23 protein-coding genes are annotated in these 23,193 nt (G+C 34.0%); 10 read left to right on the forward strand and 13 right to left on the reverse strand.

The window, feature by feature from the left end; translation table 11 throughout:
* Positions 1-27: 27 nt before the first annotated feature.
* The 3 genes from H6622_16355 (at position 28) to H6622_16365 (ending at position 3,865) form a co-directional block, all read left to right on the forward strand.
* Positions 28-525 carry a hypothetical protein gene (locus H6622_16355; GenBank protein MCB9063097.1) on the forward strand — a complete coding sequence of 166 codons (498 nt, stop codon included), beginning with the start codon at positions 28-30 and terminating at the stop codon, positions 523-525.
* Positions 526-813: 288 nt separating this feature from the next.
* The gene (locus tag H6622_16360; GenBank protein MCB9063098.1) at positions 814-1,689 is read left to right on the forward strand and encodes a hypothetical protein; all 876 of its coding nucleotides are present in this window, start codon (positions 814-816) and stop codon (positions 1,687-1,689) included.
* A 244-nt stretch (positions 1,690-1,933) separates the two neighbouring features.
* Complete coding sequence (locus tag H6622_16365; protein ID MCB9063099.1) at positions 1,934-3,865, forward strand: hypothetical protein; 1,932 nt, start codon at positions 1,934-1,936, stop codon at positions 3,863-3,865.
* Here the strand turns inward: H6622_16365 and H6622_16370 are convergent.
* Together H6622_16370 and H6622_16375 are read right to left on the reverse strand one after the other, a co-directional pair.
* Entirely contained in the window at positions 3,858-4,367 is a 510-nt protein-coding gene (locus tag H6622_16370) for a response regulator transcription factor (protein ID MCB9063100.1), read from the reverse strand. The two genes, H6622_16365 and H6622_16370, sit on opposite strands and share 8 nt — an antisense overlap.
* A gap of 4 nt (positions 4,368-4,371) precedes the next feature.
* Entirely contained in the window at positions 4,372-5,109 is a 738-nt protein-coding gene (locus H6622_16375; protein MCB9063101.1) for a cytochrome b/b6 domain-containing protein, read from the reverse strand.
* A gap of 153 nt (positions 5,110-5,262) precedes the next feature.
* Between H6622_16375 and H6622_16380 the strand changes: the two genes are divergently transcribed.
* Positions 5,263-5,529, forward strand: a complete 267-nt coding sequence (locus H6622_16380; protein ID MCB9063102.1) for a PepSY domain-containing protein — start codon at positions 5,263-5,265, stop codon at positions 5,527-5,529.
* A 62-nt stretch (positions 5,530-5,591) separates the two neighbouring features.
* Here the strand turns inward: H6622_16380 and H6622_16385 are convergent, their stop codons facing one another.
* The 4 genes from H6622_16385 to H6622_16400 all read right to left on the reverse strand — a co-directional run bounded on the left by H6622_16385 (position 5,592) and on the right by H6622_16400 (position 9,935).
* On the reverse strand, positions 5,592-5,759 hold the full coding sequence (locus H6622_16385) for a hypothetical protein (GenBank protein MCB9063103.1): 168 nt from the start codon (positions 5,757-5,759) through the stop codon (positions 5,592-5,594).
* A gap of 38 nt (positions 5,760-5,797) precedes the next feature.
* A complete protein-coding gene (locus tag H6622_16390) occupies positions 5,798-6,967 on the reverse strand; it encodes a PilZ domain-containing protein (protein MCB9063104.1) in 1,170 nt (389 codons plus the stop codon).
* Positions 6,968-7,097: 130 nt separating this feature from the next.
* On the reverse strand, positions 7,098-7,448 hold the full coding sequence (locus tag H6622_16395; protein MCB9063105.1) for a hypothetical protein: 351 nt from the start codon (positions 7,446-7,448) through the stop codon (positions 7,098-7,100).
* 204 nt (positions 7,449-7,652) lie between these two features.
* Positions 7,653-9,935 (reverse strand): transglycosylase SLT domain-containing protein, encoded by a 2,283-nt coding sequence (locus tag H6622_16400; protein MCB9063106.1) that lies wholly within the window; start codon positions 9,933-9,935, stop codon positions 7,653-7,655.
* A gap of 82 nt (positions 9,936-10,017) precedes the next feature.
* Here H6622_16400 and H6622_16405 point away from each other — a divergent pair, with 82 nt between their 5' ends.
* Entirely contained in the window at positions 10,018-10,281 is a 264-nt protein-coding gene (locus H6622_16405; protein ID MCB9063107.1) for a hypothetical protein, read from the forward strand.
* Position 10,282: 1 nt separating this feature from the next.
* On the opposite strand, the gene H6622_16410 is transcribed toward H6622_16405, so the two are convergent.
* The 4 genes from H6622_16410 to H6622_16425 form a co-directional block, all read right to left on the reverse strand.
* Positions 10,283-10,684 carry a hypothetical protein gene (locus H6622_16410; GenBank protein ID MCB9063108.1) on the reverse strand — a complete coding sequence of 134 codons (402 nt, stop codon included), beginning with the start codon at positions 10,682-10,684 and terminating at the stop codon, positions 10,283-10,285.
* A gap of 343 nt (positions 10,685-11,027) precedes the next feature.
* Positions 11,028-12,173, reverse strand: a complete 1,146-nt coding sequence (locus tag H6622_16415; protein MCB9063109.1) for an ISNCY family transposase — start codon at positions 12,171-12,173, stop codon at positions 11,028-11,030.
* A 136-nt stretch (positions 12,174-12,309) separates the two neighbouring features.
* Positions 12,310-12,618, reverse strand: coding sequence for a hypothetical protein (locus H6622_16420; GenBank protein ID MCB9063110.1), 309 nt, complete (start codon positions 12,616-12,618; stop codon positions 12,310-12,312).
* Positions 12,619-12,666: 48 nt separating this feature from the next.
* A complete protein-coding gene (locus H6622_16425; protein ID MCB9063111.1) occupies positions 12,667-13,557 on the reverse strand; it encodes a response regulator in 891 nt (296 codons plus the stop codon).
* A gap of 151 nt (positions 13,558-13,708) precedes the next feature.
* Between H6622_16425 and H6622_16430 the strand changes: the two genes are divergently transcribed.
* On the forward strand, positions 13,709-14,260 hold the full coding sequence (locus tag H6622_16430; GenBank protein ID MCB9063112.1) for a hypothetical protein: 552 nt from the start codon (positions 13,709-13,711) through the stop codon (positions 14,258-14,260).
* Here the strand turns inward: H6622_16430 and H6622_16435 are convergent.
* Positions 14,227-14,934 carry a hypothetical protein gene (locus H6622_16435; protein MCB9063113.1) on the reverse strand — a complete coding sequence of 236 codons (708 nt, stop codon included), beginning with the start codon at positions 14,932-14,934 and terminating at the stop codon, positions 14,227-14,229. The genes H6622_16430 and H6622_16435 overlap by 34 nt on opposite strands.
* Positions 14,935-15,141: 207 nt before the next feature.
* Between H6622_16435 and H6622_16440 the strand changes: the two genes are divergently transcribed.
* From H6622_16440 to H6622_16455, 4 genes are all read left to right on the forward strand, one after another.
* Positions 15,142-16,173, forward strand: a complete 1,032-nt coding sequence (locus tag H6622_16440) for a hypothetical protein (protein MCB9063114.1) — start codon at positions 15,142-15,144, stop codon at positions 16,171-16,173.
* A 94-nt stretch (positions 16,174-16,267) separates the two neighbouring features.
* Positions 16,268-16,438, forward strand: coding sequence for a hypothetical protein (locus H6622_16445; GenBank protein ID MCB9063115.1), 171 nt, complete (start codon positions 16,268-16,270; stop codon positions 16,436-16,438).
* A gap of 97 nt (positions 16,439-16,535) precedes the next feature.
* A complete protein-coding gene (locus H6622_16450) occupies positions 16,536-17,630 on the forward strand; it encodes an AAA family ATPase (protein ID MCB9063116.1) in 1,095 nt (364 codons plus the stop codon).
* 29 nt (positions 17,631-17,659) lie between these two features.
* On the forward strand, positions 17,660-18,034 hold the full coding sequence (locus tag H6622_16455) for a hypothetical protein (GenBank protein MCB9063117.1): 375 nt from the start codon (positions 17,660-17,662) through the stop codon (positions 18,032-18,034).
* Here H6622_16455 and H6622_16460 read toward each other — a convergent pair.
* Positions 18,012-18,815 carry a hypothetical protein gene (locus tag H6622_16460; protein ID MCB9063118.1) on the reverse strand — a complete coding sequence of 268 codons (804 nt, stop codon included), beginning with the start codon at positions 18,813-18,815 and terminating at the stop codon, positions 18,012-18,014. The two genes, H6622_16455 and H6622_16460, sit on opposite strands and share 23 nt — an antisense overlap.
* Positions 18,808-22,959: a hypothetical protein gene (locus tag H6622_16465; protein MCB9063119.1), complete on the reverse strand. Its 4,152-nt coding sequence runs from the start codon at positions 22,957-22,959 to the stop codon at positions 18,808-18,810. Before H6622_16465 ends, H6622_16460 begins: the two co-directional genes overlap by 8 nt.
* Positions 22,960-23,193 lie beyond the last annotated feature (234 nt).

Below are 23,193 nucleotides of genomic sequence, written 5' to 3' on the forward strand. Positions count from 1 at the left end.
AAAAAATAACCAATATCGGAGTTGAAGATGAGAAAATTATTAGCTGCAGAAAGATATATTTTAGAAGTTTTAAATAATAACCACTATAGTTTTAATGAACTCAAAGATAAGAGTAAACTCGATGATCAAATTCTTAGAAATTTACTTTCTAACTTTCTAGATCAAGAAGTTGTTTGCCTCAAAAATGGAATTTATTCTATAGATACTGAAAGAGTGAGGGGGCTTTTATCTGAGGCCAATGACACGGACTTTGTACATTACGAAATAGATGAATTAATCAGCTCTTTTCTTGAATTAAAATTTGACAAAAATGAACGCTTCAAAGAATCCACTCATCTCTCCTTAAAGAAAGTTGATATGAATCCAAGTGAGTATGTGTTGTATAAATCTATGGTAAAAAATATTGAAACTTATCTCGAACAATTAATAAAGAATCCAAATCGAGATGAAAACTCACAAAAATATATCTTCTTTTGGGGAAATAGCTTCTACAGTGACGTGATTAATCAAATGTTTTGCTCTTAAAAAAGAATCAAAATCTGATGGCCGTACTTCGCAAATTCGCTAAAGCGAAGTACTTTGGGGGATTGTGAAGTAAATAAAAAAAATGTAAGCAAATGTAAGAAAATCAAATGTAATGTAAGAAATATTTCGGAGGTTCTAAGAAAATCAGGAGTTTTCTCCATGCATATAGTAAGAAAACAATAAAAATTAATTAAAAAAGTGTTGCTAACATGTAAGATTTTTCAATAATACTTTTTTTGAACTCCATTTTGTGATAGGTTCCCAAGACTGTCTAACAACGGAGATCAAATGTTTAAGTATCTTTTTTCTTTTTGTCTTTTAACCTCATTTATTCAATTTGATGTCCTGGCCAAGTCTGAAAATAAGGACAGTAAATCAACTCCAAAATCTGATAGTAAAAAAAGAAACAACTCTACTGGTGGATCATTCATTGAAAACGGTGGTTCAAATATAGGACATGGAACTTCGCCAATCGGTACAAGTTCTTCTGCTCCAGTTTTCGGTGGATATAGTGGTAGCTCCACAACATTTGGCCCAATGTTTAAAAAGGGTGACAAACCAGAAAAAAAGAAAAAGAAAAATAAAGGAACGACTCAATCTGGTTCTTTTATTGAAGGTGGTTCTATCGGTTATGGGACAGCTTCATTAGGAGGAGGATCTTCTGCACCTGTATATGGTGGAGACAGCGATAGAGGGAGTTCTTCATTTGGGCCAATGTTTAAAAAGGGAAATAGCGATAAAACTCCTGAAAGAAAGAAAAAAGGAAGATCTAGTTCTGCAAGTGGCCCATTTTTAGAGGGCGGTTCAGTAGGGCCAGGAACGACTTCTCTTGGTGGAGGAAGTTATGAGGCCCCTACTTATGGTGGATATTCTGGTAGTAGTACTACTTATGGCCCAATGTTTAAAGAAACTCAAAATTCACCTATGCCAGAAGATACTGATACTCGACCAAGCTATGATCCTGAAACAGATGTAGGTGCTGGTAATGATCCTCACAGTGGTTATAGTGGAAGCAGCTCTTATGATTCTCCATCTTATGGTGGAGGGGATTATTCAGGCCCAATGGTGCTTAGAAATTTAAAAGAAAAAGCAAAGGAAAAGCTAGAGCGTATGAGAGCGAGCTTTTGTGAGACTTTTTTCACTCCTGCTTATTTACTGGACTGAGGTACTGTAATAATTGATCTATTCTAAGAGCACACTCGAGTGCTCTTTTTTTTCACACTTTAACTTCATGAACTTTAATTCTGCCACGAAAAGTAGACGTACAAAATTTATACAGAATGGATGTAAAATCGAATATACCTGATTGATATTATTCAGCTTTTTAAAGGCAGAGTGAAATTCTACAGGAATTAACTTAAGTACCCGATAAGTTTAATGAGACAATACATCTAAAGAAGGGTGTTTTATGAGTATCAATTTAAAAATGCTTGGTTTTATACTTTTTATCATCAGCGCATCTTTACAAGTTTCTGCTGCTGCTGCAGAGGAAGCTGCCACTAAAGAGGTAACACATTGCTTAGGCATCCTATATGATAAAAATTCTAAAAAATTTATCCCCTCCTCTGAAGAAGAAAATAAAACTAATAACGAATATGTAGGATCCGCCGCTTTTAAATCCTGTTTTAGGAGTTTTTCTGAAAGCGAAATTCAAGCAATGGTTGTAAGCGAAGGAATAATCTCTGGAATCTATGCCGATGCTTTAAATGCTATAAATAATGAAGATCCTGAAAATATTTCTTTTAGCAATGGTAATACCAAGAAAATGGTCTCACATTTTTTTACATCTCTTCCTTCTTCAACTGAGAGCCATGAACAAAATGCTGATTGGTGTAAAAAAAATGCAAAAATTATTGGAAAGAAACTCGCTATCTGTGCAGCTGCTCTAGCTTCTTTGCATTACGGTGCTGAAGAATTTCCAAATAGATATCAAGAAAGTGAAGAATTTAGTAACATCCTTTTAAAAGGTGATGAGCAAGACGTGAAGGCCATGATGAATGCTCAATCTATGCAACAAATGCAACAAGCTGGTGGACAGGCCGCTATTATCCAACAACTATCTCAACAGAATAATGTTCTAAGCTGTAAATCAGCTGGAATTGAAACCTTAGATTTTTCCACATGCTCTAAGGCCGTTCATACTTATAATATATACACTCTTGGAGGACTCGGAGTAGAAGCGGCCCACAAAATCAAGGGAATGAATGATCTGGCCGATGCTGATTCTCATCTTAGAGAAGGTCAAGATTCATTGGATCCAACCGCCCAATTTAAATATCAAAAAGAGAATTTGAAAAATCAGGCACAAATTCAAAACCAAAAAGCTGCTTTTGAAATCAGTAAACTCGCGGTCTTTTCAACATTTGCAATGAAAATGCCCACAGAAAAGGATGTCATCGATCATTGTATTACGACTATTAATGGTAATGGAAATAAAGGAAGTGACGTTAGTAGTTTTTGTTCAAGTGCAACTAAGAAATTTTCATTTATTGCTAATGGTAGGGCCTCTCAGCAGATGGCCACCATCGCTGCAATTGCCGGTAAGGATGGGATTGTTCACGGAGGGAACGCAGCTGTTCTTAATAAGCGGGCCAGAGATATGGATGATATTATCGATAATATTAATGACTATAAATCTCCTGATTACTCAATAAATGATCCAGATGTTCTTACAACCAGATGTCGAGCTAATCCACTTCTACCTGAGTGTCAGGGCGACCATATCGTCTCTCGAGGTGGAGACATGAATTTCACAATTGATGGTACTGATCCCGGAAATACAACCATTCAAGGAAATCAAGAAAAAGACCCTGTCCAGGCCGCAAACGATACAGCTTTCACTGGAAATGAAAACGCTGGTGGTATGGACAATCCTTTCAAAGCAGTTGCAGCTTCTTTGCATAAACCATCAGGGCTTGCTGAAAAAGTAGGTGTTGGAGAAAAAAGACCAGGCCCAAAAGGTGCTGGCCAAGACGGAGGGGGAGGTGCTAACGCATCAGCTTCAGGTCTTGGACGCTCAGATATTGGTCCCTCTGATTCAGGCGGACCTAGAGTCGCTCCAGAAGAAGTAAGTAATGTGAAGTATGGGGATCAAGGAAGGGGCTCACTTGCTTATTCCTCAGGTAGAGGGATGAATGCCAAGAAATCAAGTAAAAACAGTAATCCACTTGAAGGTCTCCTTGGAAAAAAGAAGTTAGGTGATAAGGACCGAATCATGAATTTTAGATCACCAGCGGCCATTAATAGTAAAAATGGAAAATCACTCTTTGATCTCATCACAAATGCCTATGACCGGGCCGAAAAAGGCAATAAGCTTATCGTCTATAAGGCCGTTAACTAGGCGGAATGAGAAGGTCTTCCAAAAAGTAGGCCGAAAGTTGCGAACGGTTTGCCAAACCAGTCTTACTATAGATTGAAGTAGATTGGACTCTGGCCGTTTTCTCTGTCGTTCCTCGTAGTTGCGCAATTTCTTTAAGCCCAAAACCTTTTAATAATAGAAAAGCAACTTCTTTTTCTGCTTTAGTTAAGTTCCAAGAGGTCAATTGATCATCGATAGATTGGCCTAATCCTTCCAGAAATTTCCGAGATTGTTTTTTCCATTGTTCATTCTCTTCAATTAATTGACTAGAAAATTGCTGAGCATGATTGAGATTATGCTTCAGTTTGAAATTTCCGGAAATTAAATAAAATAGTCCAGCAGCTGCAATGAGAGCAACTGCTCCTTCAAAAGAGACATGCCACCAAGTTACACCTTCTCTAAAATCAGTGTAGAGATCAATTGATGTAACCAAACTGATTGCAAAAAGTGTAATAATGATGAATATTCTTTCTTTGTTATCCATTTACTTAATCCTGATCCATTTTGTAGTAATTATTGTAATATTCAACATCTTGTTTTTTGTCAGTCTTTCCAAGTTGAATACTATATTTAAAAACAGATAATGTCTGTTTTTGAGAATCAAAATTTTGGTAGATTTGAAATATGAAGGTAAATAAAAGTACACAAAATGCCAAAAACGGAAATAATGCCTGAGTTTTAATAGGGGAGTTGGACTCAACACTTTGTTTTTTACCATTAACCATACTTGAAATCATACCATCTTTATGTCTAAGCTGATGGAGAACAACTCCACAAATATGAAGTATCACTGTTATCAGAAAAGAAAGGGCAAATAGTTCATGAACTTCCTCAAAAAAGCTTTTCTTAATATGGTTGGCCATGAGAAGTCCGGTTATAAATAGGCCAAATGTTAACAAAAACATGAAAAGTGCAGCGTAGCTTGAGGCCGGATTGTGCCCTAATAATCGTTCATTTTTGTTCGAAATAAATTCAAGAAAATAGTTCTTAAGATCTGTTGGACGTAGTTTGAAGCTTGAAAATTTTGCATATTCTGTTCCCAAAAACCCCCATATTATTCTCATGATAACTATAAACGTCATAGTTATGCCTGAGAGCATATGATAGACATAGAGTTTTGATTCATCATCTACAAATTTTCCTATAGAAAAAGAAAAAATGAAAAGAATGGCAAAAATCCAGTGAAATACCCTTGTTGGAAGATCATAAACATTTACTTTAGACATACGGACTCCTTTTTTAGTTAATATTCCATTTAAATAGAGATTTTTGCATTAGACTTATGTCCTAGATTACATATTTTTAAGTATTTAAGTCATTTGTCCAATGATAATATTACTCAAAATATCTATGATAAGAATACAGTCAAAGGAGACGTTATGAAAAAATTTTTAAGTTTAATTGTTCTCGTATCAACTTTAAATGGTGCTATGGCCAAGGACAATTGTACCGACCAACCAAAAGAGAAATGGATGCCAGTTGAAAAGTTCAAAGAACTGGTCATTAGTAAAGGGTTTAAAATTAAAAAATTTAAACAACCTGGCTCTTGCTATGAAATCTACGGAACTGACAAAAATGGGAAGGAAGTAGAAGTTTACTTTAATCCAGTTGATGCAAAGATTGTAAAGCTTGAGGTTGAAGATTAATTTTTTTGCTCTTAGTTAAATTTTTTTTAAAAGAGGGGCCTTAGGGCCCCTTTTTATAAGAATTATTTGTTTACATCTGTTTGTGTTTCAATGTCTTTTCTAATAACTTGCGCATTTGGAAATGATTGAGTGACCATTTCAATAAATTTTTCTCTTTCTTCGTTTGATTGAAATTCGTAATATTCATTTACACTTTCAACTTTGACATTCACAGTGAATATTGTTTTCATAAATCCTCCTGATATATGAGCAGTATAGTACTTTACTCCTATTTCATTTCTTTGATATTTTTAATTAACTTTCTAAGCCCTAAGCGATCACCTAATTGTTCAACCTGAAACTGAATTCCATGGCCTTCTATGTTTTGATGGCTAAATTTATTCATTACTTTTGCTGGAAAATGAAAAGTCTGGCCATAAAATTTGAAATCTAGTTGGAACATTTCACCGACATCTAAGGGGACAGGAGTAACAATAAAAGCACCTGTTTCTGAAATGTTTTTGATCTCACAAGAATGATACTCTTTAGATTCTGGGAGAATAATAGAACAGGGCAGGTTAATCATAAAACGAGGAGCTCTCTCCCACCAACGTAGGTTTGCATCGAAGAAGGGTCTTCTTGCACTTGGGGAGAGAAAATAAAGGATGACGAGTACATTAAAGGACAATAAAAGCAAAGAGGGCCCATGAGGGGATTTACTCACATAGGGCCAGGTGAACTCAACATATGTAAGATGAGCGTATATTGAGTAAATTTGTAAAGTTACAAAAATGAGGTAAGACCAGGGACGAATTTTATAAAGAGCAATACCCGACAGTGGAAAAAGAAACCAGAATTCAAAATTATTTTTAAAACCTTCAATTGCTAAGACGTTATTGATGATTGTATTCAGGCCAAAATTTGTGGCGAAATGAAAATACATGATTTTCATGATTGGTTCAATACACATTAAAAAGGTTAGGGCAGTAATTAGGATTGGTTTTTGATGTTGAAGAACGGCCCTAATATTAAAATTTTTAGATTCATGAACTTCTTGGGAGGCAACCAACATATTTGAAGCTAGAATCTCAAACTGATCATTGGCCATTGCCTTATTAAAAAATACGGTTTTATCTTCTTGTAATTGATTCTTGGAAATACCATCAATTTTAGGATCATCTGAAACAAAGATAGTTGGAATATGATCCTCATAGATTATATCAAGTGTCCTTTGTATTTCAATTCCCATCTTTTGGGGTACTTTGATATCAAGAATCAGCAAGTCTGGTCTAAATGTTTGAATCCTCTTTAATGGATCGTCCATTGATGATTCAATTTCCACCTGAAATTCCCCATGCTTCTTGAAGATATGTTCTGCAAAAGTAGCAAATTTTTCATCATCATCTATGATGAGAATTCTTTGCTTCAAGTGTGGATCAATTTTTATCGCAGCTCCCATCTCGTCGTCCCTTTTGGCATTGATACAGCTAGTTTATATTCTAGGCCTTTTTGCACAAGCATTCGATGGGGTAAAATTCTACCTTATCCTAAGGTATTTATAAGACTCTTTTGATAAAATTGGGCAGATTTTAATGAACAAACTTTATTTTTTCACTTGGAGACAGTTGTTGGGGAATATCACTTAGAAGACCATCATCTTCAGTAAAAGCGATATTTTCATAGTCTTCTAACTGATGATTGAGATTATTTAGTGCTTTTGTCATTACTTCAATCGCTGAAATGAGCTTATATTCAACTTGCTCATTCATCAGCTTTAGCAAATTCATCAACCTTTCAATTTCATTTTTATAGTTTGTCTCAAGAACCATTTCAACCTGTTGATGTATCCAGGAAAATTCTGGATTTTCATAGACAAATTTGAGTATTTCATCTTGAATTTTCTCTATTTCAAGTTCTAATTGTCTGTGCTTTTCGCTCATATAAACCTACTAATGAGTGTTTTTAATAGTTTAATTTTAGGACACACACAAATACTAACGAAGAAAAAACATTTGGCCTATGATTATCTCTATAGGTTACCAATTCCCTGTAGAAGTATAACTGCCCAATATTAAGGTACGCGAAATGAAGTATCTAGGAAATGCCAATAAATTGAGGACTTTACGTGAATTTAGATAGTTATCTTAATCAAAAGAACAGCTCATAATTCTTAAGGGAGGGCCAGATCTTAGGCCATATTTTTCGCTCGCAGCTTCCTCTGATAGAAAATTATTTCCAAACTTAGAACGTGTGAAATCATTAACTTTTACATTTACACTTCTATCATTACAGGTTGCTGTCGCACTTGTGGAGCCTCTAGGCTTAACAATAGAAATTTCACAAGTATTTTCTGCGTCTGGTCTGTAATGGCGACCATGCTCTTTTTCTGGTTCGAGGTAGTATTGGTAAAAAAGCTTACAAGATATTCTACAACCTTGATAGGCCTCAGGAAAATTCATGTATACCTTCACTGAAGTTTGATCGTCACTAAATGGCCAGGTTCCTTTTTTAAGAACTAGATTTTGAACTTGGGCCGATGATCGACCTGTAAAATCTTTGTGTGCGATGGCCTCTTTTGAGCCATCTGTGCCAGAGAATTTAATTGATTTTGCTTTCTTACAAAACTGATTTGGACTTGGAGTACTTGGTACTGGGTGAGACGGACCAGTTGGTGCGGGGCGATTAGGATTTATATCACCTTCAAAATCTCCAATATCTGTAGGGCCATCATCCACTGGAGGCCGTGGTGTGATTACTGGTGGCCTTACTACAACAGGTGGTTGTATCACGACTGGTGGCCTTACTACAACAGGTGGTTGTATCACTACTGGTGGATCTGGTTTAACTATGACTGGTGGATCAGGTTGTACATCAGGTGCAGGTGTCACAATCACAGTTGGTGGAGTTGGACCTCCACAAGAATTTGCAAGTTCATCATCCCAAGCTTGAGCAAAATTCGAACTATCTTGATCATTAGATCCATCTCCGAGTACTTGCTCTGTATAGGCAACGTTGTGAACTGAAAACTGTCCGGCACGTTTGTTTTTATCGAGGCCATTATTTTGTAAAAACTCATTAAAATAGAACGCTCTTAACGTCTTCCAATCTTCAGTTTTAAGTTCCGGATGTATTTCCTTCGCTTTATTGAGCTCTTTTTGTGCTAGGTTTACGTATTTTTGTCCACCATTATATGCACTAATAGCTTTTCTCCATTTAAATTGTTCACTTTTTGGAAGTGATTCAAATGTTCCATTTCCACCCTGAAAGCTAGGGAGCTGACTATTATTTACAGATCTGAACTTATTAATCAAACGAGCTACACCTGCTTCAATATTTGCGATAAAATTGTTTTTTAATTCAGTAGCTGAATAATCTTTATAACCATCTCCTTCAAGATCTATTTTATATTTTTTAATTAACTGATTAAGTTGTTTAACATTATTTCCTTCGAGGTTTACTTGCATGATACCAGAACTTTTATCTTTTTCGGTATTTGCGGCCAGCCCACAAACACCAGCACTTTCTTGTGTCATTAAACCAATGATAAGACCAGATGGAACATTGTATCTTTTATTCACAGTATTGAGAACGTCATATAACTTACATAACTCAACATTATCACATGTATTTTGTAAATTTCGTTTAAAGTTATTTATAAACCAACCTTTGGCCCTTTTTAGTCTGAGTTTTTCATCTTTAATTGTTTCTTTAATGCCATATGTGGACCTAGCATCACTGTGTTTGATTACAGTAGTGTATATTTCATTGACCTTTTTTTGAATATCAGATCTTGTGGTTGTCTGTTCTCTGGGATCATGTTCTCCTGTTTGGCAAACTCCACTCGGACAGCTGTCTTGATTTGTAAGTACAGGTCTTGAAATAACATCATTACTAAGCATTCCAATATTCATTCCATCTTTGAGTTTTAATCTATCTTTTAAAAACATTGCTTCAAGTGGTAAATAGATTGTCGTCCCAATCGCACTCTTGGGCAAAGTTGAGTCTTTCCCTAGATCTTTAACAATAACCGGGAAGAAATAACCCGCATTAAGTACTTTCCCTCCAGTTCCAACACCTGTGATTTTATTTTTAAATTTTTGATAATAGGCAGTCTTTCCAGTTCCTTTAAGTAAATCTCTAATTTGTTCAGGATTACTTAGCCATTCAATTTTACCCTTTGATTGGACTTGAGAAAGTGCACTCCCTGCATCTCCATCAGGAAAAAAAGCATCAGGAATTTCTATTTTAGAGCCCCGACCTAATTTCCCTATGACTTGTAGAGCATTTGTTGTTCCATTCTCACTTTTAGCTCTGGCCAGATAATTTGTTCCTTGGAGTATAAACTCAGCTGTATAGGATATATGTGGAAATAATAGCCCAACGATGGCCATCCACACTGTAAGCATTTTTTTTATATTTAGAAACACCTTGCTCTCCTTCTCCGTAGTATTTATCGGAGTGATTGTGATAATCTTTAATAGAGTTTTTATCTATCCTTTAGGAGGTGAAATGTTGAAAATTCAAAGACTTGTAATATTGTTTACGATACTGGGGTGTGGAGAAGTTAAAGAGAAGAGTGTATCAAATAACTCCAATTTGGAAACTGCTAAGGTTAATTGTGTTATCCCTGAAGACAAAGGCTCAATGTGTACAATGCAGTATACTCCTGTCTGCGGGAAAATTCCTTGCTCAAATGAGTTAAAAACTTTTTCTAATACCTGTATGATGAATAATGCTTCTGCAGAGTTAGTTAAGGAGGGGCCGTGTGAATGAACTATACATAAGTTTCGTTAAGCTCTTTGCTTAGAATAAGTTCACCTTTACTTTCTTTCAATTTCATATGGCGAACAAGTTTGTCTAAATTATTTTTAAATTCACCAATTGAACATTTCTGTTGAAGGCCATAGAGAATCTCTTGTTTTATACTCTTAGACAAACCCTCAAAGAATTCTCCAATTAATTTACGTGATGAAAATTTAAACGCCATAGCGAGATCTTCAGAATTGAAATTTTTAAGGAGTTCACGTTTCATATCAAGACTGAGATATCGCATACCCTCTATATAAGCAACTTCTTCCAAAATTTCCCTATGATCGGTTTCACTTAGGTACTTATTGATTGACTGTAGAGCTGCTTCTTGACTTTCCTTACTATGCCCAAAAAATGCCTGTCTCATAAATTCCTCATAAACTAATTAATATTTCCACATTTACATTATAGAATTTCTTAAGGTAATAAAAAATAGTTCATGAGATATCAGGTGGATGTGTCTATAACTTAAAGATTGGTAAGTCGTATAATGCCAAAAAAAGTTGTGATTTAACTGAATTTTATGTAACTACCTGAGAAAAATGTCCTATTTGATGTTAAGCGATTTTGACCAACACCTGCTTAATGTAATTAGTTTTACGGACAGATTTCCATAAATTGTAACCTTTTTAAATCTTTTTTTAGTTTCCTCATATTTACTTCCCCTTACAAACTACTTTTTAAGGTAATTTGACCCTATTATTTTTTCATCATGCGACCCTTTTTAAATCCTCAAAACATTCATAGGCCAGTTTCACTCCATTTAATAAAAACATTTCCAACTTTCCATCTCTGTATCGCCTAATCTCCACTGTTTTTCCAATAAGTGAATGGCCATTTTCCCTTGAGACAAGGTATTTATGGCCTTCAAAACTTAATATTTCCCCTTCACCTATTTTTCTATGATCTCTAATCGTCAAAACTTCATTGAGATCTATTAGTTCTTCAAGTTTTCTATAAGCTGGTCTTTGATCTTTTGCAGATACTGAGAACTTCAGGTTGTAGGCAGTGATAAACTCTTCTAAGTACCTATTTGCAGCTTCAATATTCTTTATCCCTCTAAGCCTAATTTCTGAACAAAGCCTGTCCTGAAGGGTTTTAAATAGCCTCTCAATCCGTCCTTTCGCTTGAGGACTGTTGGCCTGAATAGAGATAATTCCAAGCTCGTTCATGGCCCTATTCATATTTGTAAAACCCTGTCTTTTCCCGCCACCATAAATTCCGGCCTTATCAGAATAAAGCATTTGGAAGACACCATATTTATTAATTATTTGTTCCACCACATCCATCGCTGCAAAAGTTGTCTCTGTAGGAGTAAATTTCGCAGCTAAAATCTTTCCAGTGGCATCATCAATGGCAGCAGTCAGACAAAAAGGTGAACAGTCATGAATCCAGCGATGAGGGCTTCCATCAATTTGAACCATTAACCCTTCTTTCTCATAACGCTTTCTTCTAGGGTGAGATTTTCTTTTTGCTTTTTTCTGGTAGGGAATAATCAGGCCCTCTTGTAGTAAAAGGTTTCTAATAGTGGTGTAAGTAGGGATGCTGTCAAATTCATGAGAATTATTTTCGCGTAGTTTTTCAATAAAGTGAACGAGATTAAGGCCGTTATATCTTCCAAGATAAAGTTGAATAATTTTATTGGATACTTTCATTGATGTTTTATTGTGAGGTATTCGACCTTTATTACCATGTATTAGAGAAGCAACACCTTGTTCTCTAAACCCTTTCACAAGCCTCCTAAACTGTCTTTCACCAATTTCTAAAGCACAGCAAGCATCTTCAGATCGAAGTTCACCGTTAAGATACTGAGAGATAATATCTATCCTAATCTGTTGTTTTGTTTTAAAATTCATAAGACCGACCTCCTTGTTGGTATTTGATTGTTTTTTTGTTTAATCAAATAATACCAACATTGCAGGTGGTCGGTCTTTTTCGCTTACTAAATAATGCGTGACATCTTTGAGTAGTATCTACAGATTTAACTGAATTTTACAAAATATTGAGGAGTATTTGAATTTCTTTTTTCTTTTCTTTTTTTGTTTGTTCTTTTTGGGCCATCATCCTTTTTTGTCTACGTTGTTTTTCTTGCTCTAAGTGTGATTCAACCTTTTTATGAAGCTCTAACTGCTCTTCTCCCTCTGGATTTTGATCTTCTTCGGCATCAAAATCTTCAACCTTGGATTTTTCTAATGAAATCTTATTCCACAAATCAAGTTCGGCCGTAAACTTAGAAGTACTAAGAGTAAAACTACTCGTTGCCGTATCTGGTCTAGTCAGGGCGTTGATGTTAATTGACATGAAACTATTATACTCTACCAAAGATGCTTTTATTCCAAACTCAATAATTTAAACCACTTGGCCCATGGCCTTCAGCTTTTTTTCATTAATAAGCTGAAGTTTTGTTTTCACATTTTCTGCTGGTAATGGTTTTAATAAAAATGAATCTACGCCTGATTTTATGGCATCGACAACGTTCTTTTTTGAACTCTCAGAAGTAATCATGATAAAACTGATATTTTGATATTTTTGAGAGTTTTTAACTGATTGAAGTAATGTTAGTCCTGTCACTGCTGGCATATTCCAGTCTGAAATGATCAATTCATAAGGAGCTTTTTCCCTGAAAGAAAATTCAATCAATCTTTGTGCTTCTTTCACATTTGTTGCGAGATCAATCCTATAGTGTCCAAGAGAATTTAGTATACGTTTAATATATTGCAAAAGAGTTTCCGAATCATCGACGACTAATATTCGTGATTTACCTGAAAGAGGAGTGACTGATTCCATTTGTTGCTGTCTAAATTTTTGTATTTTTGCCAATGTTGACTTTATAAGATTTGGAGTAAAAGGACGCTCTATTTCAAATTGTATATCAACTCCGTCTTCAATTAAATCTCTCCTCACGGGATGATCTTCGCTGCTAATTAGAATAAAGTTTTTCTTTAATATATGGGAATCATTTATCATCTGCATCAATTCACAACAGTCTTCTTCAGTTGAAATGAGTATTGTATAAGGTTCGTTCTTTTCATTTTGTACGATTTCATTATAGGCCTCATCAACTGTTTTTGTACTTTTAACTTCCTTAATACCAAAACTGATGAGAAGTGGTCTGAGTGATCGAGAGTCGTTCATAGTCTTATCAAAAATTAAAACTTTAAAGTGAAAATTCAAATCTAGTCTCCATTTTGACGTTTTATGTATAAAAAAAGGATACTTTAAATTTGCATTTTTTTTCATATTTATATAATATCAGGTAGTTAGAGTGCTTAGAGATGGCCGTCATGAAATGGAAATTGACCATGTGTTATGGCATTGATCTTTTGCGTCATGAAGAATTGATCTAAAATCACTACTTGAGTCCATAAAAACAAGGCGCTAGAATTCTAGAATGAAACACTTTTTAATTCTGATATTTTTAATCCTCCCTTTTTTCAAACTCCAAGCAAATCCATTGCTAGAGTGGATTTCTCATACATATTTAGGAGTAGGAACAGGAATAAATACTTTGGGTGGTTTTGATTCGGCCATGCCTCTTAGCTTTTCGATGGGTCGGGATATTAAATGGTCATACCATGAAAAGCTTAAGTTAAGACTTGATTTCACTTATATGAATCTTGGTACTTTTAATCCATCTGCTGTATCTGAAATGAAGGATTTTATATCGACTTCGGAAATATCTCTAGAGTCCTATACTATTTCAGTGCTTTCTCGCTGGCAATATCATCACATATTTCCAATAATTTTTAGGTTAGGTTACGATGTAGGGGATGACAACGGTATAGTGCTAGGACTTGGTAGTGGGATTAAATACAAAGAGTTTTTTCACACAAACCAATGGACACAAGGGATTGAACTTCAATTCGAAGTTCAAAAACGTCTTGCAATAATGACATATCTAGTTTCACTTCATATTGAAATTCCAGATTTTTCAAACACCTGATCTAAAATTTTTAGCGAGATTTGAGATTCAAAATTAATTCCCATTCTTAAGGAAGGTTGTCCATCAAGATCATCAGGGAAATATTGTTTTTTTAAATAGATTATTTTACACAGTATCGAGTCTTCAAAAGTATAATTGCCAAGTGTTTTAACCAATAAAAAGTCATTTGGATAAAAAAGATGTTGCTGTTTCAAAGAGACTCTTACTGCCAATCCTGTTTGAGATATATCAATGATTTGAAAAGTAAACGATCTGGCATTTTTTTCTTTTTTTCCTTGTAGAAGTTGAGAATATATATAAGGCAGATCTGGATCAGATAGATTCGTTCTCGAGGCGCCTCTTTTTTCAAACATTCTCACTTCAGAGGGAATACTAATTTTAAGTTTATTTACATTCAATTCGACTTTCTCGTCTTTAAAAAGAATACTTTGCTCATTTCCACGGATATAGAACGTAAGATTTCTGTCAAATTCAAACTGATAGTCAGTATCAAGAGAAGTTAGTTCAAATTTATTATCTTTCGTACTTATGGCCGTGATAAATGTATATTTCTTATCCCTTTGGTTACCATTATTTTGCCACACTAAAACTGGAGACTTTTCCAGAAATATCTTATTAAGGGTTTTAAGAATTTCATCACGCGTATAGGTAACACGTAGCTTAGGTATACTCATAATATCTATTATAAGGGAAAGATATTTAATACCTCAAGAGTGTAGTAATTTTCAACTCTATAAGAGTAAAAGCAGATAACTCAGATATTCAGAAGTGCCTCTGTTGATTGTCAGATGTTGAATTTTCTTAAAAAATTTTCATCTTTAGGAAAAATTGTCCAAATTATATAATATTTAAATCAATTAGTTTCATACTATAATAATCTTATGAGATCTCTTATAGTTATCATATTTTTAACCTATTCAGGCCTAGCACATTGTGAAATAGTTAAGCTTGATTATATTGTTAAAGAAAAAGAAACATTACCTAGAATTTTTAAAAAATTTCTCAAAAAAGACCGAAGAATAAAATCAACTGATATTGGAGTTAGACAAACGATCAAATATAATGAACACATCGAAAATTGGGGGGCCCTCCAAGAAGATACCGTCATCACTTTATACTTTGAAGAGAGTGATCTTAATCAAAATAGTGCTCTAGCTTATACGGACAGTGTTTCGGCCAAGGTATATTCTCTTAAAAGGGATTTGGCCCTTGATCAGTTGGTATTTAAACCTCTCTTTGGAAGAATTATTTTTGGATTCTATTATAAAATATCACTGGACTCATTTGAAGAAACAAACCGATTTGGCACGATTGATTTCTTTTCATCATCTCCTTTTGGGATCGGAATCGAGGCCACTTACTATCAAGGAGAAAAAAACAGCTTTTTAGGAAATTTTGTCTCTGAAACATCTCCTCTTAGATACAGCATTGATATGAATATGTATCAAGTCTTACGCGTAGAAAATGTTGATGCAGCTTTTGATTATACAATTAATTTATCAGCAGCAAAGTACCATCTCCTTAACAACTTCTCGTTGATTTTAGGTACCGAGTTTTCCCAATTAAACACGGTTGGTAGTGTTTTAAAAACCACTGTAAAATCTGAAATTCGTGAACATAAAGTTTTACTGTGGGAAACTGGTACAGAATATGATTTTCAGATAAGACAGTACGATATTATCTTTCAGTTTCTATTTGCAAAAAGTTTGAGTAATTCATATACATTTTCTGACACCGGCTCTACAGGAGAGGCCGATGGGATGAGATTAAAATTTGTTACTGAACTAAACTATATAAATAGACTCTTTGGCAAAATAGAGCTTGATCGATTTACTCATACTGATAAAACGAGTATTGACCAGTTTGATTCAACAATCTTGAGAGTTCTCTTTAAGGCCGGATTACGCTTTTAATGTCCTTCACATATTCTACAAAGTTGGGCATAATACTCAAGATAAGAATTAATTTGTCGAAAAGAGATTAATCTCAATTTAAAAAGGTTATAATGTGAGAACTAAGTTAATTGTCATTTCATGTATATTTGTACTTATGGCACTTGGACTAGGCATGTGCTTAATTCAAGAAAACTTTTTTAAATCTCCAAATCGACATATTTCATCGCAGATAAAGACTCCCAAAGAAGGCTCCTACCAAGATCTATTTCTCGTCGTCTATTGACAAGAGATTTTTCAAACCAGAAAATTAACCATCATATAAACAAATTCGTGTTTATAATTATTGATTTTTTAAAACTCACTAGGGGAAGGAGTCCCACATGGATCAAAGTCAATTTATAAGTCAAAAGAAAGTATTAAGTATGTTTAATCCAGAGATCACTGACCAAGAAATTGAATCTCTTGAGATTCAAAATAAAATCCCTAAAAGAATTAAAATTAAAAAAGGAATTGGTTTTCAGATTGGGTGGAAACAATCAGAAATACCACAAATTGGTTGTGAAATAGGTTTTTTCAAAGATTTTGGAACCCCTATGGCCATTACAGTTTTTACAACTAAAGGTGGAGTCTTAAAAAGTACATTGGCCATGAATCTTGCAAGAATTGCGGCCCTACATGGACTAAAAACATGTGTGGTTGGCCTAGATATGCAGGGCGATATAACTACCGCACTTGGATTCGATTCTGACTATAAAGATAATGACAATCTTGAAAATATTCTCAAAGAGATTGATTCCGTTAAAGGACTTTATAATGTTTTTAATAAAGAAATAATGCTCAATGACACGATCTGCCCAACAGATCTTGAATACCTCGCACTTATTCCAGAAACTCCGGAACTAGTCGCTCTAAACGAGGGACTAAGTCATGTAAACAGACGCGAATACTGGCTCAAAGAAAAGGTCGTTTCTCCTCTTAAGGATCTTTTTGACCTTATCATTCTTGATTGTTCGCCTAATTGGAATAAATTAACTACAAACGCTTTAGTGGCCTCTGACCTACTTATTTCTCCGCTCGAATGTAAAATTAATAATTTTAGAAACTTTAAAGTCTTTAAACATTTTGTTGATGAATTCAAACTAGATATGCAAATGGAACTTGAAACACTTTTTGTTCCAACAAAATACTCCCAAAACAAAAAACTCTGCATGGATATTAAAAAGTGGTATCAAGAAAATATTGAAAGTTGTCTAGTAAATGGATTAAAAGAATGCACTGCAGGCGAAGAGGCCTGCGCATTAAAACTCTCATTATTAGAGCATTGCCAAGATAAAAAACTTAAAAACGAAGTAAGGATGCTATTTACAGAAATTGCTGCTGTGCTCAAGGGTGTGGCCGGAAGAGCAAAATTGAGTTATCATGTCCGATCAGATACTTCTGTATTAGATAGTGGAGACTTTGTGAATACCCATTAGTACAGTAGTCATTCACTCTGGAGAGAAAAATGGCAATAGGGCTAAATGATATCAACAATAAACCTAAGCAAAAAGAATTTAACCAAACCGTAAAATCTTTGCGCCCATGGCAAACTGCTGAACAAAAAGATCTAAACACAGAAGAAATACAAAATGAAAATTTTGAAGCATCTCAATCTTTAAATAAAATGAATTATTTTGATATGAAAGTTGAACATATTGTGAAAAAAAACGAGGCCTTATTACAGGAATTCTCAATGGATAAAAAGCTTGAAGAATATCGAAACTTTTTAACGAGTGCCTCAAGAGAAAAACACGATCCAAATGAACTTGAAAAACACCTAGTCTATCGTTCTAAAAAAGGTGGAGGGGTCACAAAGTTTATTCAAAACTTGTTTTCTTAATGAGCCACTCTATTTCTTGAGGAGTAAGAATAATATCAGAATTTATATCCAAGATATCAATTCTTTCATTGTAAAAATTATCCTTCTCTTCCATTTCTTTATTTAAATCCATAAATAAATCTAACATAACGTAGGGAACAACAAAATATTTGATAATATCTATGAGTCCAGACATAAAATAATCATTGGCCATAATGAATCTATTGCCCCAACTTGTTTGGTGTTCAAACTGAGGTGGGATTGTTATTTTTCCGAGTTTCCATTTTTGATAGTCCTTATTTTGAACAATGACACTCATCACTTTATCTACAAAATGCTTCGCCAAAGAAAGGTCTGAATTGAAGAGATTTGATGAAACTTTTTGTCTGGCCAAAATATAGAGGGCCCTTTTTTCATGTACACTTAAGAGCCAAGGAGTTGTAAGTGCCGTTCGTTTAAGTGTGGCATAAGAGAAATTATTATCAACAAGAGACCTCAAAATGAGATAATAATTCCACCTTCTAAATGGGGAAATTTTATTAATGACTAAACCCCATTTTGAAATATACATCGACTCAAAAATTCGTTCACTTCTTTCTTGAACATTCTTAGGTTTTTTCAAAATTCTATGTTGAATGTCTGCGATTTGATGAGCAGAAAGATTAAACAATCTTTTTATATGATACCGAGTTTTAGGAAGCTCAAGAATATTGATAACGATTTCATGACAATCTGGTTTTGCACTATAAAGAGAAAATGGTAGAAGAAAAAAAATTATGGCCAAGAATCTAATCTTATTCATCTTTCGGTACCTTGTCTTCAAACTCACTAAGATCAAGTCCATTTGAAATTTCAATAATTTTATTTTGATATTCTTCCATTTGAACCAGAAATTTATTATCTGTTTTGATCTCATCTAAAAATTCTTTAAGATCAATATCTTTTTCACCTTCAAGTGCTTTTTTTAGATAAAGTTCCTGAACACAGATAATTTGGTATGTATTTATAAGTGTAAAAAAGTCATGAGTTGTAAGAGTAAAGAGTTCTTCTAATTGAGATACGGCCTCCATTGTATAGGGAAAAGCTACAAGTGATCCTTTTAAGAAAAGTTTGACATAAGGGTCAGTTAACCTCGTAAAAACACCTTTTGATGCCCTGAATAATGTGTAGCGTGTTAGCATCCAGGCCGAAGTCGTTAGTATCGTTATAGGAGTGAGCTCATACCAAATTTGTGCCCAACGATTTTCTTGCTCAACTCTTAATTTATTATGATGGGCATGAGTTTCAGCGAGAGTTTTTTCCATTTTTTCTTTGAGCTCTGTTGTACTTTTTAGAAAATTTCTTAATTGTTCAGCATGAAAACTTTCCTGAGTGAGGGATTTTTCAATTTCAGAAAAAACTATTTCTCTGGTTAGATTAAAGAGAAGTTTTTGCATATTAAGAAGAACAAGATTTATTTCCTCTTGTATACTCGAATGTGCCTCTCTTTGATCAACTGTTAACAGAAATGTTGGCAGTGAAATGAAGGCAACTCGTGTTGCGTATTTATCAATGAGATTATGAATTGGATGTTCTGGTGTTATAGATCTCTTAACTTCTCTGATTGTAAAGTCAGAGTTATAGCTTTTAAACTTAATATTAAATCTTTTTGACAAGATATTTTTAATATTATTTGAAATATTTCGAGTACTTTTTTTGATCTTATCAGGTAAGTCTCTGCGATTAAAAAGTAGATCTGCCCAAATCAGAACATCGACAACATTTAGCCAATAGGAATCAGATTGTAACTTCTTAAAAGTTTCCAAATTATCATTTTTAACTTTTAAAAGCTTAGAAACTTTAGATTGAAGTGTTAAGAATTCCTCATATAGGTTCATATCATCAAGTTTTTTATTATTTTCTTTTGTAATAACTCTGACTGTCTTCTTCTCAAAAGGAATGGGGCGCATACGATGCTTGACTTGATCAAGACGTTTATAAAGATCTTTGATCTCCTCTTTGAAATCAAACTTTTGTGAATTTGATTCTTTTAAATCATAAGTCTCAACGACAAAATCGGCATACCAATTAACAAGTTCTTCTTGAGTGGGATCCTCTGGAAGGGGATGAGTTTTTTCTCTTTTGATCAAAGAAACTAGTTGAAAAAATTCAAGTACCTTTTCTCTTTCTAATTCCGTAAGATCTTCAATCTTTAAATGATCATTAAGTTTATATTTATCGAGAAAACCTTTTAACTGAAACATTGCAATGACTTCCTCGAGAATAATATTGTTTTCAGCAAAATAATTTGACCACCATTTATGTAAAAAAAGACTACTCGTTGCAGGAATGACAATTCTTTCAAACCAACGAGTATACTTTTGGTCAGTAAACATAAGACGTGACATTTCTTTGATTTCAGCTTGAATAAAATACTGTGGATTCTGGTATACCGTTCCAACTGTGTTTCTGAAGAATTCACGTTTAAGAAAACTATCGATCTGAGTCGTTCTTTGTTCCAATAAATGGAGGAAATTTTCAAAATCTTTTTGAGAAAAATCATCAGCATGATGTTTTTTATAATTTTCAATGGCCAGGTTTTTTGAAATTGTCCAGGCCGGCCATACTAAAGTAAAATTTGTCCAAGGAAGATTTATAATTTTACGAGCTGTGGAATTTACGAGCCTATTTATAAGTCCAATCTCTCCCTTTTGTCCAAAATTCATATTGTATTGTGCAAAAGAGACAGGCATACCCAAACACCATGCAGTGAGGGATACAAATCTTGAAGCAATTAAATCAATATGGACCCCCCAATTTCCGTAGACTCGAACATGATTATCTGTGTCCCCAAAAATTCTTTCTGACTCAGTAAGGTTTTTGCGAGCGTACCATTGTGTTGTTGTGTCAATGATTTGATCTACCATACCAATTGTAACGGCCCTTTTTGCATCTTCTCCTGTAACGACAATTTTTTCGACGCTACCATTGGGCAAAGTGATTCTGTCTTTTCTCAAATTATTGTCTACAAATTTCATGAATTGATGATATTTGGGAAAATTTTTAGGATTAAATCGATAAACGGCCTCAGGTAACATATATCTTGCATACCACCGACTTGCAATCGCAACTAGCTCGTATCCTAAGGCCACATCTTTTTTTAAAGGCCATGAATCTATAATTTTTTTCACATCGTCTAGGTCATCGATAAGAGTAGACAATTCAGCATAGATCTTTTTAGTTTCATTCGTTTTGAATTTGCCTTTTACTAATACTTCTCTTGCAATCGCCAAAATGTATTCTTTATCAGTTGCATTTATGTAACCTAATGCATGATTGTCTTTTATACTTTTAACAGGTGATCCATCTTGATAAAAAGTCTTCCCACTTTTGCGATATAGTATGAGAACTTTTGCTTTTATCTTGTTTAAACGAGACTCCAAAGCACCTTTCTTTGAATAAATAGTTAACTTCTCGAAGTCTTGAGCATATTTATGAGTATATTCTTTAGGTAGTTTTTGCCATAGATAGAGAATTTCTTGAACTCTACGTTCATAATATTTGGGAACTTTTTCACTTATATTGATTATTTTATCCTTAGAGACTGTATGATTATATTTTTTAAGTGCATGTCTAAGATGGTCATCTAATAGATCGACTAGATGCTGAGGATATCTTGAGTTTTGAATGTTTCGAATTATTCTTTTTTTGAGTTTGAGTGCAAACTTATCAAAATTATCAGTTGCTCTTCTGGCCAGTGATGAGTGTTGTCTTAAAGAAAAAACAAGTTTTTTTACTTGTTGCCTAAAACGCGTCATTACTTGGGTTCTTTCTGCAATACTGCCTATAAAATGAGTCTTACCAAGTAAAATTCCTACTGTCGCAGTAATTGCAAACCACCTATAACCACTGGTCTTCTCATTTACAAAACTATAGTGAAGAACGGCCTTTTCATCATTTGTAAGAAGAGGTGTTGATTCAATCCATTCTAAAATATCGTTGTCTCTTAAATCGCTGACAAGCTCTTTGAGTGGTAACGGGAGAGAGATTCCTTCAATATCTTCATGTGGATTACCCCACTGATGGTCTAGAATGTCGATTAAGCTATTACATAATCCCAAAAACCAAAATGATTTAGACCAACTATTTCCTAAGGTTTCATTTTTAAAACGTGAAATAAAATAGAGTCGATTCATCTGAAAATGTTCTTCTAGTTTATTGAGAGATAGTGAAATCTTTTTATTCTCTTTCACAAGCGAAAAACGAGAGCTGGGATCAAAAGATACTGATAACTTCCAGTTATTGAGATCCACTACTTCTTCATGATTTAAAATATATCCTATATCGTAAGATTTATCATAGTTGAGTTCTGAAGAAGGAGTTATATTATAACGATGAATAAGATTATTTAATGGGTCATAACTTAAGAGTATATCAATAAGTTGATCGTTATCCCTGAGTATTATAAAATTTCCATTACCTCTGATAGGGGAATTAAATTCAACTTGATGAGAGTAAAGTATATTTTGAGTCGAATTGACTTCATTTTTAAAATCTTCTTGATCCATAGAATAAGATTGCTCTGAAAATGAATAGGCGTGGTTTTTAAACATAATATTTTGACCAAATATATTGATCGATCCATCTTTATTTTTTTCAGACCAAAAAAAGCGTCCAAGATCTTTATAATTATAGAATACAAAATCACTTGGCATGAATTTAATATGTTCTGAAAAATCTAATTGCAAATATGAAAAGTTTGATTTTTCATCACTGATACTCGAGAGTTCTCCGTCAGTAGAATAAACATTGAGTCTTTTTGTATTCTTATTAAAAGCGTAGAAAAAGCGATCATTCTTGCCAATGAAATCATTTTTAAATTCACTATTGAAAGAAAATATTTTTTTGGCATCACTGATTTGTATTAAATTTTGTCCACCTATTTTTGACACTGAAATTGTACTCATGCACAATCCGGCATTCATCTTCAAAAAGAAAATGAGGCATATAATAACTGGCCAACGAGATAGATTCATATCCATGCTATCCACTATAATGCTGAGTAATTAGATCAACGAGTCAACAAGCTATATCTTTTATAACAAATAACTTTAGACGACAAATATATGCAGCATGTAATAGTAGTGAATTTTCTTCTTTTTTTAGAACTAAATCATTTTTTTAAAAAAACTTTGAAATCA

The organism is Halobacteriovoraceae bacterium (assembly GCA_020635115.1).
Classification (GTDB): domain Bacteria; phylum Bdellovibrionota; class Bacteriovoracia; order Bacteriovoracales; family Bacteriovoracaceae; genus JACKAK01.

Coding starts and splice junctions, on each gene's coding strand:
- H6622_16430 (MCB9063112.1), top strand. CDS start 13,709: ATGAAACACTTTTTAATTCTGATATTTTTAATCCTCCCTTTTTTCAAA.
- H6622_16450 (MCB9063116.1), top strand. CDS start 16,536: ATGGATCAAAGTCAATTTATAAGTCAAAAGAAAGTATTAAGTATGTTT.
- H6622_16465 (MCB9063119.1), bottom strand. CDS start 22,959: ATGAGTACAATTTCAGTGTCAAAAATAGGTGGACAAAATTTAATACAA.
- H6622_16440 (MCB9063114.1), top strand. CDS start 15,142: ATGAGATCTCTTATAGTTATCATATTTTTAACCTATTCAGGCCTAGCA.
- H6622_16410 (MCB9063108.1), bottom strand. CDS start 10,684: ATGAGACAGGCATTTTTTGGGCATAGTAAGGAAAGTCAAGAAGCAGCT.
- H6622_16390 (MCB9063104.1), bottom strand. CDS start 6,967: ATGGGAGCTGCGATAAAAATTGATCCACACTTGAAGCAAAGAATTCTC.
- H6622_16370 (MCB9063100.1), bottom strand. CDS start 4,367: ATGGATAACAAAGAAAGAATATTCATCATTATTACACTTTTTGCAATC.
- H6622_16385 (MCB9063103.1), bottom strand. CDS start 5,759: ATGAAAACAATATTCACTGTGAATGTCAAAGTTGAAAGTGTAAATGAA.
- H6622_16395 (MCB9063105.1), bottom strand. CDS start 7,448: ATGAGCGAAAAGCACAGACAATTAGAACTTGAAATAGAGAAAATTCAA.
- H6622_16420 (MCB9063110.1), bottom strand. CDS start 12,618: ATGTCAATTAACATCAACGCCCTGACTAGACCAGATACGGCAACGAGT.
- H6622_16415 (MCB9063109.1), bottom strand. CDS start 12,173: ATGAATTTTAAAACAAAACAACAGATTAGGATAGATATTATCTCTCAG.
- H6622_16380 (MCB9063102.1), top strand. CDS start 5,263: ATGAAAAAATTTTTAAGTTTAATTGTTCTCGTATCAACTTTAAATGGT.
- H6622_16355 (MCB9063097.1), top strand. CDS start 28: ATGAGAAAATTATTAGCTGCAGAAAGATATATTTTAGAAGTTTTAAAT.
- H6622_16435 (MCB9063113.1), bottom strand. CDS start 14,934: ATGAGTATACCTAAGCTACGTGTTACCTATACGCGTGATGAAATTCTT.
- H6622_16360 (MCB9063098.1), top strand. CDS start 814: ATGTTTAAGTATCTTTTTTCTTTTTGTCTTTTAACCTCATTTATTCAA.
- H6622_16365 (MCB9063099.1), top strand. CDS start 1,934: ATGAGTATCAATTTAAAAATGCTTGGTTTTATACTTTTTATCATCAGC.
- H6622_16375 (MCB9063101.1), bottom strand. CDS start 5,109: ATGTCTAAAGTAAATGTTTATGATCTTCCAACAAGGGTATTTCACTGG.
- H6622_16425 (MCB9063111.1), bottom strand. CDS start 13,557: ATGAAAAAAAATGCAAATTTAAAGTATCCTTTTTTTATACATAAAACG.
- H6622_16455 (MCB9063117.1), top strand. CDS start 17,660: ATGGCAATAGGGCTAAATGATATCAACAATAAACCTAAGCAAAAAGAA.
- H6622_16405 (MCB9063107.1), top strand. CDS start 10,018: ATGTTGAAAATTCAAAGACTTGTAATATTGTTTACGATACTGGGGTGT.
- H6622_16460 (MCB9063118.1), bottom strand. CDS start 18,815: ATGAATAAGATTAGATTCTTGGCCATAATTTTTTTTCTTCTACCATTT.